Genomic DNA, 15054 nt, shown 5'->3' with positions numbered 1-15054 from the left:
AATCGAAAAGAGCCACTTATGTTGTGGCTCTTTTTTTATATATTAATTTAATACTGACTTGTTGTAGATAACATGGCGAAATGAGGTTTATCCTGCTCTTTGGGTGCAGTTTGAATTTCAAAGTCTTCCTGAGTAAAATCTATTCGATTCAACAACTCCCCTAATAAAGCTATCTTATCATTGATATTAAAATAGCTTCTGAAATGCATTGATAAAGACATTAAACCGTGACTCGCCAAAGCTTGTTCAGCTAATAAACTCACATCAATGTGTTGATCTGTTCCATCAATTCTAAGTTGTAGATGACGATAAGAGTGAGCCTGTAAACCATAAATTCCACGGATATAAAGAGATGTATTATTTATTGAATCTGTAATAACCAAGTCATCTCCTTGGCGATTAATAAAAATCTCCTTCAATTGGTTTTTTATGGGTAGGATAAGCAAATCAACAATTCGGTCTACCGAATAATTATCAATAATAATCGTTTGATAACGCTGCCAATCTACTTTTTTAAACTGATAAGTATCGGAGCCCTCACCACCATTAAGAATTAAAACAGAAACATCGCCTAATGCTGCAGGAATAACGACATCATCCTCCGGTGTTCCTTTAATAATTAATGATAAGCCTAATTGTTCATGAGATGATGTTGGATGATAAATAATTGCATTTTCTTCTGTTAACAGCATTAAGCCACCCGCTATTTTTTGCACTGACTTAAAAGTAAGCTCAGGGTATAAATCAACATGCTTAGGTAATTTATTGGGAAATCGAAGAACACCCTGACTATCGAAAATATTGTTAAACTTCATCTCTCCAATCGCGTTTATTCGATATAGCTTCTTTGATTTTGAATCAAAAATAACGCCATATTGTTTATCGTGATCAAAATCGATAATTTGTAACTCACTTTCTAACGAAAATGAAGGCGCAACAACAACCATCTCGTTAAAATACCATGCTGGTAATATGCGTTCCCCATTAGTATCTTTTAATCCAAACAATGCAATGGGGTCCTTTTCATTGGAAAATTGAGCAAAACGCTCCCACTTCAAAGGCTCTCTCGCAAACCAGTCTTTATTGAGGGCAACTAATTGTGTACTACCATTCGCACCCAGCTGCCTAACAAAGCCTTCTTTTTGGATAACAAGGAGCTCCCCTTGCCAGTGCGTGATATTTTCTATTCCACTCAAATTTAAACGAAAGGCGGCACTTGGCTTATTTGGATTAATATTATCTTGCCCTAACCCTTTCTGATAAAAAATGGAGTCTTCTTTTCGGCTATAAAAGAAAAAGACTTCCTTTCCATTTTCATTTAATAAACTTCCTAATAATTCCAAGTCCTTAGGAGGAAACCAATACCATAAATCATACCTCGGATTATAACGTCCCAGGCTTGTTGCAAATATTTTTGCAAGTGTAGGTTTAATTCTATAACGCTTTAATTGAGATATCGCCTCTTTACCATCGCTAATAGATAGAGCAAACCTCTCTCGCCAAACTTTTTCTAATGGCGTATTTTTTGCGAGCTCACAATCAATATATTTTAAATCTTCTTCACTTATCGAAATAAACTCATTCAAGAATAGCCGTTCATTCACATTTTTTCTTTCTAAATTGGCTTTAACCAATGTTCCACTCTCATTGCGTAGCCAGTAATGATGCCAAAAACCATTTTCATCAGTGCCCGATATCATCACCGTGTTCGCAATGCTGGGTTTGATGGTAATTGTCTTTTGATATTCAGGACTCATATATCGACAGGCTAAGTAGTCATGGCTACTAAATTGCTTACGTTGTTCAAATGATAATAATGTTTGTGTGTCATGTAAGTTATCGAGTAATAACCTGTTATTCACAACGCTCACGAGCTCTAATTTATCACTCTGTATTAGCCTATAGGTATTTTCAACCGTACTGCCAGTACTTCTTTCTGTTAGTGTTATATACAGTTGGTCATCAACCAATGTGACTTTAATAATTTCTGCATCTAGACCTAAAACCATATTCGCTTTAAGTTGAGTCAGTAAAGAACCTGTATTTATATCAACCTGCCAAATTACTGATTCCACTGATGAATAAAAATAGGCTGTATCCCTATTAATTTTTATTAGTTGTGCCGAATGATTTTCTTTATTTTTTGAGTGAGTAAAAATGACCCGATCATATTGAACATCATAAAATGCACGTCCCACGTTTAAACCGTTATATTGATAATTATCGATGGCAACATACTGGCCGTTAAGCTTATTTTTAATTGATAAATCATGAAGATGCTGTTTAATTGTCTGGCTTTTGTTTATCCATTGACTACCATCTACATTAATAATCTTTGCAGTCTTATTAATAAAATCTATTTCACATACTTCATGTTGAGCATTGACAAATAAAATCGAATTACCCGCCACCGATGTATCAACATTGATAGTAATGCCGCTAATTTTAATGTGATCATCCATGATTTGAATAACATGCTCTTTTCCATCACTTTCTATTAAACTCGTATCAATTATCCAGCTAGATTGTTTTCCATACATAGCCCCCTCAATTAACGTAAGAGATGCGCCATAATTAACTGTAATTTGATATTCCCCGCCATTACCAGTGACTGCGTGCGTAATATGCCCTTGCCATGGAATAGGCATTTTAGGAACGGCTAATTGTCTATTTTGGCTATCTAGATTGACATGAATGGTAGTATTTTCATATTCATGCTCTAAAGTGGTGATAACATACTCTAGGCCACAATAAAAAAAATCAAAATAGAATTGATAGCGTTCTTCCATTCCTCTCAAAATAGAAAAACCATTATCCCCTCGAGAAGTTCCACCAAAAAGAGAGCTATATCTGTAACGAATGAACGATTTAGGTACAACTGGTAATATCACCACCCCAGTTTGGCTCCCATTAAAGTTTACTCTTGGCTCAGTAACACCAACAGCTTCTCTAATATTAATTGCATATGATTTATCAATCTCTGCACTCGGGCCCGACTGAAAATCATTCAACCAGCAATGCTCTATATACCACTTTTTTTTCACACCTCGATATATATATTGGCTACCAAGGTCAAAATAGCCATTTTTGAAATCTAATTTCTCGATGACAATATTGGGTGTTGGTACCAAAAAGTCTTTTTTTGCATCATAACTTATCGCTGCATTTTGATAGTCTCGTTGATAAATCGCGAATTCTTCCCCTACAGCAACAGCTTTTTGTGCGTGTCTTTCATTAATATTAACCAGTTCGGTGATACCAATACCTATTCCCATAAGTGGTACAGCTAATGGCCCTGCAACACCTGCCACCGTTTCCGCACCAAGTAGAGATGCTCCCGTGCTTACAATACCTAACCCTAATGATGATGAATCAAAAGCTAGTTGAGTACCAAATACAGCTCGCTGAGTTTCATTTTGTGCATTCGCTAACTCATAAATATCGAAACCAACCATAGCTCCTTGGAAAATAACCCCTAACCCTTCATTCGCTGTACGTACTAGAGACGAAGAAAAGCGATTCATTACTGATTTTGCCACTCCATTCCCTTCACACCATAATGAATATGCAATTTTTCCAGTTTTCACGGCATCATTGATAGCACCATGGGCTATCATAGAATAGCTAATATAACTATGAATACGCAGTGCTGTTGCTAAATTAGATGTTGGCCTAGAAGAAACCACTGACTGTCGATTTCTATTCTCCGACCATTGAATGATTGCTTGTATTCCCATCGCTATATTGAGGCCATCCACATGTTCTGTACCCTCAATATCTCTTTCACATTGCAACTCCCCATCACTAAAAGAATAATGACTCTTTAACATAGCCATTTGCTTGTGAAAATATTCTTTAAACTCAATAAATGTTGTGTCTTTCGTTTCAGCCCAATATATCTTTTCCTCTATCCCTTGATGTATAAATTGAATACGATATCGGCCATCTTCCAAATTCTCAACATTTTCAAAAACAGGTAACCATTTTTCATCTAGTTGATGACTTTTGCACACTTCATTAATTGAGTATTCAAGACGTTCCCCCCATTTCTCTGACTCCAAAATAATTAAGGATGTCTGTATTTTCTTATCTTTTGCTATTAAAGACTGATGTTCTAGAATACTCTCCATTTTCTTATGTAGAGAAATAGATTCCATTAAATTATCTGAATAAACCAAATCGGAAACAGTTAAACCACTACCAATTTGTACTTCAGACATTTTTCTCGTATTAATAGAGACCAATTCAAAACTACTATTTAAAACCGCATACTGCTCTGCCATCTTGTTTTTAAATAAAAATTTATTTAAAGTTAAAAATAACTTATCAGAATCATTAAAAGCATAAACACCAAAGTTTGGATCATAAAAATAATAATTAATTTCATTACCACTTTTGACTTTACCTAATAACATTGAGTGTGTTGTGCTATTTAGCGCATAAATATTTCCTTGTTCAGCATTAATCAGAATTTCTTTTATTTCATTTAACTCGAATTGGCCAATTATAGTTGATGCGTGTGCCGCCTCTATATTTACATGAAGTTCTTTTAACGCAGCTTGTAACAAAGTTGAATTCGGCTCCGTTGGTGATGCCCCAGCTAAAAACATCTTATTAAGCAATTTATTTGCACCCTCACCGCCCTCTAAGGCTAATGCAACAGCCATTGCCCTAACTAAAGAGTAACAACGTCCCCCTGAATTATCATCCATTAAATATAAATAAAAATCTTGTGGTGCGAGACGTTTCTCAATATAACCGCTATCTCTAAAGATTGAATTAAATTTATAAGTAAAATCTAAAACATCATAAATAAAACCTGAATTTTCTCTCGAGGTTATATACTGAGCTAATACTCCGCACTCAATGGCAGTAAACTCATTCTCAAAGTTAAATATTTCCGCTTTTACTGATAATATATCATTATTAAATTTATCAATAATATACATACATGGGAGTAACAGTGGCTCCGTAACAAATCGCTGAATATCTTGGCTTATTCTATGATTTTTAAGCAGCATACTGTCAAAAAGACTATTTTTTAAATGACCATCACGCTGTATTTGCGCAACTAAACTAGGATTATTTGTATCGTAGCCTACTTTTTGTAATACTTTCGGTAAGATTTGTTTTACTGGCCGGTCTGTTAATAAAGCTTCTGTGATAGCGTCAGCAATGACCTGTGACCTCGCTTGCCCATGGCTTGTTGACTGACCTTTTGGTGTTTCCGAATAAGAAATGCCAGTATCCATTTTTTGCATACCAACTGGTGTATGTTCAATAAATGCATCCGAAGGAATCAATGTATTAAGTCGCTGGGTAATTTCCTTTGCATGCTCAAGCCCCGATTCAGATAAGTAAATAACAGCTTGATCCGTTTGTATACCAAATTTTCTAGGCCCCATAATTTTGGCTTGTTCTATACACTGAAGTGACGGCTCATGAAATAACTTCACCAAAGATTTTGCCAGCCGATTAATATATTTTTTATGTATATTTATAGTTAACCTAGCATTTATACTAGAACGAAGTTTTATCCTTTGTTTTAAATTTTTAGGGAGAATACGCAGTGCTTGTGAACTTAATAAATCGGAATCAACAAGGTTAGATAATTCAATATCCTCTTTACCTTGAACTCTTATATCGACATCATTATTTCCTGTTGATAAATGCCTTATATTATCAATAAATTTCAGCTCTTCTTGACTACTGAGTTTTTCAATACCGATAGGAACATCATTGTTATATACAAAATAAGATTTCTGTTCTATTTCTTTCTTTAATTTATCATGTTTTTTCAATAAATCTGGAGACCACTTTCCTTCATGACGATATTCATATTTAATCGCCTCAACCAGCATCATAATATTTTTATCAAACTTTACTTTATCCATTACATAAATGGTATGATTCAATAGAGAGCTATAGCTATCACTAGACATATTATTAAATCCCTTTATATTTAACTTAAAAACATAACAAGTAGTAATTTATTAGCAAGGAAAATGAAATTCACAAACGGCCAAAAACATAATATAACAATTACTTACATTATATTTTTTCATTTTTCCGATTTTTCCTGAGTGCTAACCGTATCATATTTTATTAAGCCAAACTAATTTTTGATTATTATAAAAAACGACTAAATACATTATACTTTTAATCATAAAAGGATTTTTACAGCAAGGAGCTAATACCAATGAAGAAAACCATATTATTCACTCTACTAAGTTGTACTTTATTTCATACCACATCATTAGCCGAGGCCCCTGATATCACAAAAGCAAAAGTTATTAATATAGAAGCCCCTCTCAAAAATAACATCTCGTTTAATACCTTCGAAAGTCTCTCATCTAATGACGATGGCTTAATTTTTAATAATGATATTAACAGTAATACTAAGCTTAATAATAAGGCAGCAAAGCTTATTTTTGCAGAAGTAACAGGGACTGAAACAAGCAACTTACAAGGGATATTAGGAATAAAAGGGCAACGTGCTAACCTTGTTATCGCAAATCCTAATGGTATTTCATGGAAAGACGGCGCCGTTGATAATATTAATAGCCTCTCCTTAATTGCCGGTAAATTCGAAAAAAAATATATTAAAAACAAAGAGAAAGATAACCAGCTTGAACTCCAAAAATTGGAGGACTATAACCAACTGAAGTTTTCAACTCAACCTGCTAGCCAAATCAGTATTAGTCAGCAACAAGGAACTCCAATTCAACTATCAAAATTAAATATCGTTGCAGACCAAATAAAGCTGCAAAATACACTTAATATCCACTCTGCCATACAAAATTATATCAGCGCATCGGGTAATAGCACCCTTTCTCCTAGTGAAGGCGTTGTCAAGTACAGCACAAAGTTCAAAACTGACATTCCTTATATTCAAGGAAATCATTTAGAGATGGATGAGCAAACTAAATTAACAGGTCGTAACATTGTGCTTGAGAGTCACCAATATCACTGTAAAGATAATTTCCTTTGCCCACAAAATAAAATAGATATTCAAGGGCTTATTAACACGATGAGTTTCTCTGTGCGCGGAGACGCAGACATTACTTTTTCTGATACGGGCGTGATAAAAATAGGGAAAAACCAACAGGCTCTTATTGCTAAAACAACGCAATAATCTCAATTTAGCGTACAACAACAAATAACGGCCTCAATAAGAGGCCGTTAAGTTAAAGTGAATTGATCCTAAGTTACATCCAGATAAACCAAGCAAACAATGAAATCACAAGGATACAAGCCACGTTTAATACCGCACCAACACGTACCATTTCAATTTGCCTAATATAACCGGAACCGAATACAATCGCATTTGGCGGTGTAGCAACCGGCAACATAAACGCACAAGATGCACCAATCCCAATAATCATGGTTAATACAATGACTGGCATACCTAATGCTTCAGCAACTGTTGCAAAGATTGGTACTAATAAAGCTGCGCTCGCCGTATTACTGGTAAACTCAGTCAAAATGATAATAAAGGTAGTAACAGCTAGAATAATAACAAACCAGTGACTTTCACCGAATGTCATTTGCATCCAGTCTGCCATGATCTTACTTGCCCCAGAAGAACTTAAAATTGCGCTGAGTGTTAAACCACCACCAAACAGCATCAATACGCCCCACTCGGTATTTTTTTGAATTTGAGACCAGCTAGCAACACCTGTTACACCAATTAAAATCGCAGCACTCATCGCAATGATTGTATCTAAATCTTTTACACCACCTAATGCATCACTAATAAACGTACTCGTGATCCAACAAACTACGGCTAAAAGGAAAATCGTCATTGCTGTAATACGCTTGCCATTCCACTCAACGTGTTCTAACTCAATTTGAAAACGATGTTTCAGGTTTGGACGTAACATCATGTACATCAATACAAACATCATTGGTAGTAACACCACCATGATTGGAATACCATATTTCATCCATGATAAGAAATCTAAACCTAAAGCTGCTGCCGCAATCGCATTTGGAGGGCTACCTATAATCGTGCCTAAACCACCGATACTTGCACTATAAGCAACACCTAATAGTACAAACACGAAAGTATTACGTTCATGACGTACATCGAGATTAGACAGTATACCTAATACTAGTGGTAGCATCATTGCAGCTGTTGCTGTGTTACTAATCCACATAGAAAGTAACGCTGTTACACCAAACAGCAATAATACCGCGACTGATAAGCGCCCTCGAGCTGCCATTAGTAAGCGATTTGCAATTAGCCTATCAAGGCCTTGGATATGTAAAGCCGTCGCTAATGCAAAGCCACCGAAGAATAAGAAAATAATCGGATTTGCAAATGATTTCAATGCATCCCCTGTATTCATCAGCCCTAAGCCTACTGCCAAGATCGGAATACACAGTGCAGTAATGGTGACATGGATAGCTTCAGTTAACCAAAGCACACCGATGAAAACCATCATTGCAAGACCTGCATTTGCTTTATCATCAAATGGTAAATATTTTAGTAATAAAATTAAGAGTACGATATCAACAGCTAAGATTATCCATCCCCGTTTATTCGAGGGGGTTGGGCTCACTGATGGTGTTAAAGATTCTGAAGCGTCCATGTTTACTCCATAGCTTTGGAAGCAAGTTTATTTTTAGCGCATATTGTTAATAATTATTTATAAGCTGTGAAATATAGAGTTAATTTATTGAGATGAAAATGTGGATAAGCTAAAAGTGCGATCTACCCCGCGCAATTTTTTGTGTTTTTAATATCTCTACCGGAAAATGTTCTATTTTGTAGGCAAATAACCGCATAAATTAACAGTTTCAATCGACAGAACAATTGCGCTAATACGCCAACACATCAATCAGCAGTTAATTCCCCCCAAAGCTAAATAAATGATATTAATAGATGAAAAACAAACTTAAACTAAAATATCAACCAATGAAACTAGACAACTAATTAAGCTAGCCAGTTAAAGTCCAGCTAGCTTAACTAATTCATACCTGCTCTATCCCACTAAAACAGGCGCAGTAACCAACGAAGGCTGTATTATATCCTGATGTATAATCATGCTTTCACGATGATTTAATGATGATGTCATTGCTGAAAGCTGTGCTAGCTGATTGTCATGAGCCAACAGTATTTCTTCATCAGACTCATTTGGTGTATTAGTAACCATAAGCCCATCAGTCAATAAATAATTATCTACAATAGTTTTCACCCCAATATCTTCGTTAGAATTTAAAAATCGCAATTGAAGGTGTTCATATCCTTGAGCATTAGCAGCAAATATCCGCCTAATAATAAGTATGCTATTTGTATTTATATCCGTCAGAATAAGGTCATCCCCTAGGCGATTCACTGCTAGAGAGTTCATATCGTCAACAGGTAAAACAAGTGTATCTGTCAAACGATCGCTCGCATTATTATCAATGATAATTGCTTGATAATGTAGCCACGCCGTTCTAGAAATAACATAGCTATCTTCTTTGTCTCCCGCACTTAATATAATATTTTTTACATTATTGATAACCGGTGGGTTGATTATATCCCTTGAATTTCCACCGTTAATTAATAAAGATGATGAGAATTCCTCTTTATTACTATCTGAATTATTCTCTCCCTTACTGTAATATAAAATCTCATCATTAGTTGTATACATTAACAATCCATTTTTTAATTTTTTAACTGTATCAAATTTAATATTTGGGTATATCTCATACATTGAAGGTAGTGATAAAGTATTTTTTAAATTATTTTTATCAAAAGCTTTAACTAAAGCAGCTTCATTTACAATTGGTTGCCAATAAAGTTTTTTATTTTCCATATCAAAAATAATTGCTGCTGAACGGTACTCGTCTATTCCTAAATATTGCAATGTATTCTTTGATGATAATTGATATGCAATAACAATACTTTTATTTTCATACCAAGCAGGAATAATAGCTTGATTATCACTCATTTTTAATCCAAGTAAAGCATATACTCCTTGATTTGACTCTAATTGACCAAAATCTTCCCACCATCTTGTTGAATGTGAATCAAACCACTTTTGATTTAGTGCCACAGGTTGAATATTACCTTGAGCGTTAATTTGACTCACAATGCCATTATTACTAATAATTAAAATTTTACTTTGACTGAATATAACACTCTCAATATTTTCGGCTTCTATCCTTTTGATTTCTTGCTTTTCTATTTGAAAGAAATTTGGGTTCTCTCCAACTTGTCGATATATTGATTTTTCCTTATGACTATAAAAAAAGAATACTTCTTTCCCATCATTGTTTAATAAAAACCCAACAAACATTAAATCTTTAGGCTCAAATAATTCTTTGTTATCGAGAGCAAGATTATATGAAGCAACATTTGGCTTTATAATAACACCGTCTCTTTCTCTTAACCAATAATGATATATATTATTATTTTTATCAATTCCTGATATTTGGATGATATCAGCCAACTTCACACTTTTACTATATATTGTTTTTTTATCTTTTACTTTATCAACTAACAACAGATACTTACCAAAAATCACATCTGAAATATCCTTAGGTAGGACCGATTTTTCTTCAAATAACTGATAATGAGTCAGTTCATCAATAGAAACACTAACTAATATAATTTCATCTCCATTTATCATATAATTTGCGACTTCATGGGCTCCTTCACTAGGATAACGACATGAGAAATAAATATTTTCATTACTAACCCATAACTTAGTTAATTCAAAACCCCGCTGAGAATTATTATTAATAATATATTTCCACTGAAGTTTATTATCCTTATCAACTAACCACAATAGATTATTATCTTTTGAATAAAAACACGCACCCGCCCCTAACAAAGAAAATAGATCAGCATTTTTAGTATATTGTTCCAATGAATCAGTGAAAATATATCTCCCTGTAGAAACCTGATAAAATGCCCTGCCTACATTAACTTTCCCATACTCATAATTTTCAATTAATACGTACTGCCCCATAATTTTATGTTGTTCATTTAATTTATTTAAATGATTAGATAACTCTTCATTATGGCCGACCCACTTATTTCCATCTTCGCCAATTAAATTTAAATCTAAGTTTAAAAAATCCACTTTATAAACTTCATTATTATTATTAATATATAAAAAATCTTTTTTTGATACTGATTGGTCTATTTTTATTTTTACTCCACCAATATTTATACAGTCAGAACTAACAATAATATCATCTTTATCTAATAATCCACCACTAATTATCCAATGAGAAGGCGATACCTTATTTGAATCATCAATCAATTCTATCTCTGCGCCTATTTGTGGGCTAAGTTTATATACCCCACCATCCCCCCTTATCGAATGCTTAATTTTCCCATGCCACTCACTGGGTATTTTTGGAATAACCAAATGTCTATATTGATTATTTAACTTTATTTCGATTTCTGTATCTACATATTCATGGAATATCTGAGTTATAGTATTTTCACTTGGGAATATATAAAAGTCATAATCAAATTTATCTGTATTTTCTAAACGTCGAATAACATCAAACCCACTATCATGACGTGTTGTTGCTCCTGGCCATAAATTGTAATCATATTTAATATACGATTTTGGCGTGATAGGTAAGGCAATTATTTGTGCATCTAAATAGCCATACTGTCGGCTACTCATGTTATATCCGATACCTTTACGAATATTAATTGCCTGTTGACGGTCATGTACCATTGTAGGGAAGTTACCCGCCCAAAAAATATAATTTTTCCGTCCGCCCCCTGCAGAATGTGCGCTAGTCCTATAGATATACTGGCTATCAAATTCAATTTGGTTATTTCTGAGATCTATTGTTTTAAAAACTGCACCAGCGCGCGGAAGAGCAATACTTTTATCAGGTAAGTAATCATATCCGTTATTTTTATATGCTTGGTCTAACTGATAGAAATATCTACCTACCGATTTAGCATCTTCTCCTATCACTGCATAATTACGCGCCAAACCAGTGACACCAATACTTAACCCAGCAAAAATAACCCCAGCTCCCCCCATAAATACTGAAGCTTCCGTTACTCCTAAAGCACCGGTTCCTAAACTGAGTCCTCCTGTGACAAAGCTTGCAGAGTCAAAAGCAAGTTGTGTACTAAATATAATCTTATGAGGTTCATCTTTTGCATAGGTCAATTCATATATATCAAAGCCGACTAAGGTACCATTAAATAAAACAGTAACACCTTCATTTACTGTTTGAGCTAATGAAGTAGAAAACAGACTAATATTTTTAGCTTCATAGCTAATATTTTCATTTAACCCACTACGAATTATACCTACAATTTTAGCTAAATCATTCATAGCTCCATGAAATATCATTCCATAATTAATATAACTATGTATTTTCAATGCTAATGCTACGTTAAAATTATCATTATTCATTCCGTTTCTATTATGGTTTTTATCTGAATACCATAGCATCAAAGACTGAATAGCTATTCCTGCATTTAATCCATCGAACGATGGCTCATTGATATTATATTCACTGTTATTATCTATATATTTTTGGGGCTTTATTTTTTTACCATCGAAAAAATAATTTTCCCTAAATAATGCTACTTGCTTTTCATAGTAATGATTAAATTCTTTAATTGTCGGATCATCCATTTCAATCCAATGACTTTTTTCAGGATCATCATAATCTATAAATTGAAGTTGATATTTACCTTTCTCATCCTCTTTCAGTGTAGAAAATATAGGCACCCATTTTCTATTAAATTGATAGTTCATTGATAAATTGGCAAGAGAAGTTTCTAAACGGTATCCCCATTGTTGGGCTTCTAACATAGCCAATGTTCCTTTCAATTGAATGTCTCTTTGAATAGCAAGTTGTTTATTAACGATACTACTAGTTTTACTTTCACGTTTAGTAATTAAACTCAGTGAAATAGGCTCACTTAAATGAGTTACACTTAACCCACTCCCCACAGGAACACTCGACATATCATCGGTAATAATCGAAATCACTTCGAAAACCGGATCTTTGTTGCTCCCAAAGGCTGAGTAAAAATCAGCCATTTTGTTATCTACCATAAATTTTTTAAATGCTGAAAATAGTTCTTTACTATTATTAAACGAAAACAAACCGAAGTTAGGGTCATAAAAATAGTAGTGTGATTTTTTATCATTTATAGTTTTACCAATAAGCATCGAGTGATTTTGGCTATTAATAGCAAACATCATTGTTTTTTGCTTCGCCTCTAATAAATTCTGTGTCTCTTTGATATTAATTCTACCATGAGAAAATGATGCCTCTATTGCTTCCACATTCGAATGTAATCGCTCCAATGCTGTTTTTATTAATATTGAATCATTATCTTTAGGATTCGCTGATGCTATATAGAGTTTATTAAATAAAGTATCCGCGCCTTTTTGGTCATTTTTTGCTAATGCAACTGACATAGCTCTAACCAAAGGATAACAACGCCCCCGAGAATCATCCCCTATCAGGGTTAAATAAAAATCTTGTGGCATTAATCGATTAATTTGACTGTTTAGTGAATAAAACAATTCACTAACTTTTCCTGTTTCATTCAAAATATATTTTATATATTCGGCATGACCTACATTATTAATTCTTTGATATAAAGCCCCTCGTTCTATAGGACTAAGGTCTTGAGTTAAATATAATTTTTTCAGTTCTATTGACGTCATATTCTTCTTTAATCCTGATATATTGACTTCTGAAAAACCGTTCATGCCCTCACTAAAACTATTTCTAAATGAAGGTTTATTAGAATTTTTATGAACAAAAACTAAATTTTCATATCGCTCATTGATTGTTTGCTTATATTCATTAATACCGCCATATATTGATTGTTCTTCATTTTTAACAACAGCGTTCATGCCTTTACTTTTTTTTATTTCCCACCATAATTTACTTCTTTCTATTTGGTTCCCTTCAAGCAGTATTCTATTATAATGATTATGATAAAGACTAATTTGAATATCACTTTGTGCTAATTTTCGTGTTAAAGATTTTATTTTAACTTTATCATCTATTGTTTTATTTATCTTCCTATTTAGTTCCTGAAGTTGTTTCTGCCATACTTCTTGAAAATTTTTTAACATTTTTACATGATTATTTATTTTTATACTTATAGATGTAATAAACTCATGCCATGCTTTAGCGCTATCTAGTTTTCGTTCCGTTTCAAATATATTATTACCTTTCTCATCAACATATAAGCAATTGAATTTCTTTGCTATAGACAATATTTTGACATGTATATTTTCCCGAGTGTTTTCAAATTTATTTTTATTTATACTATCCATTTTATTATTAGGAATATATTTTAATATTCTATTTCCCCCTTCTATTGCAAATGATTTTCTTTCACCTTTAAAATCTTTAACCTCTTGTTTTTGTACGACTAATTGCCAATCATTATTTACAAACTGCATATATGCTGTCGCATTACCATTTGTACTATTTTTTATTTTATAATCTTGATAATCAGCAGACATAACAACATCATCATATAAAATTGAACTATTCATTCTGCAATCATTATAGACTCGATAATGATCTTTATCATGATTGGTAACTATAATAGAATTTTTATTTAAAGTACCTGTAAATAAGAGAAACGTATCTGATGGTTTTTTAGGAATATCTACATAGGAGGGATATAAATGAGTTGTATCATAATTATTATTATTGAGTAAATAACTTTTAATTACAAACGGATCAGGCTGCTCGCTATCATAATAACTAATATCATATCGTGAGTTATCATATTTAGTTAATGTTATATCTCCTTTTTCTGCCGTTGAGCCAATTTTAATTAACTCGCTTGTATCTAGCGTATATTTATTGATGATTTCATTTATTTTTTCAATTACTTCTGTATATTTTTTTACTGTCATTGCATTCATTCCTTTGAATAAAAATTAATTATTTATCTAAAATGAATAATGACTGTAAATTAATATCTCCTTTAGTACCATAATCAAAAAACAAATTCAGATTGAATTTTATAAAAAAACTCAATTATATTTGTTGCATTAATACAATAAATAACCCAAAAAAAGGGAAGCCTAAGCT

Annotated in this window: 4 protein-coding genes; 1 reads left to right on the top strand and 3 read right to left on the bottom strand. The window is 33.1% G+C overall.

Features of this window, described 5'->3' with window-relative positions:
* Positions 1–47 precede the first annotated feature (47 nt).
* Entirely contained in the window at positions 48–5942 is a 5895-nt protein-coding gene (locus tag P3L44_RS05215; protein ID WP_272662043.1) for a TcdA/TcdB pore-forming domain-containing protein, read from the bottom strand.
* A 257-nt stretch (positions 5943–6199) separates the two neighbouring features.
* Between P3L44_RS05215 and P3L44_RS05210 the strand changes: the two genes are divergently transcribed.
* Positions 6200–7135, top strand: a complete 936-nt coding sequence (locus tag P3L44_RS05210; protein WP_112307166.1) for a filamentous hemagglutinin N-terminal domain-containing protein — start codon at positions 6200–6202, stop codon at positions 7133–7135.
* A 73-nt stretch (positions 7136–7208) separates the two neighbouring features.
* Here P3L44_RS05210 and P3L44_RS05205 read toward each other — a convergent pair whose 3' ends face one another.
* Together P3L44_RS05205 and P3L44_RS05200 are read right to left on the bottom strand one after the other, a co-directional pair.
* Positions 7209–8594, bottom strand: a complete 1386-nt coding sequence (locus P3L44_RS05205; protein WP_140171245.1) for an SLC13 family permease — start codon at positions 8592–8594, stop codon at positions 7209–7211.
* Positions 8595–8987: 393 nt separating this feature from the next.
* A complete protein-coding gene (locus P3L44_RS05200) occupies positions 8988–14876 on the bottom strand; it encodes a TcdA/TcdB pore-forming domain-containing protein (RefSeq protein ID WP_272662042.1) in 5889 nt (1962 codons plus the stop codon).
* Between the last annotated feature and the right edge of the window lie 178 nt (positions 14877–15054).

The organism is Providencia sp. PROV175 (genome assembly GCF_032707045.1).
Lineage (GTDB): Bacteria > Pseudomonadota > Gammaproteobacteria > Enterobacterales > Enterobacteriaceae > Providencia > Providencia hangzhouensis.
The sequence above is the reverse complement of the archived record's forward strand: the minus strand, read 5'-3'. Positions and strand labels throughout refer to the sequence as shown.

Excerpts from the sequence above, each read along its gene's own strand:
- P3L44_RS05205 (WP_140171245.1), bottom strand. The coding sequence starts at position 8,594 with ATGGACGCTTCAGAATCTTTAACACCATCAGTGAGCCCAACCCCCTCG.
- P3L44_RS05210 (WP_112307166.1), top strand. The coding sequence starts at position 6,200 with ATGAAGAAAACCATATTATTCACTCTACTAAGTTGTACTTTATTTCAT.
- P3L44_RS05215 (WP_272662043.1), bottom strand. The coding sequence starts at position 5,942 with ATGTCTAGTGATAGCTATAGCTCTCTATTGAATCATACCATTTATGTA.
- P3L44_RS05200 (WP_272662042.1), bottom strand. The coding sequence starts at position 14,876 with ATGACAGTAAAAAAATATACAGAAGTAATTGAAAAAATAAATGAAATC.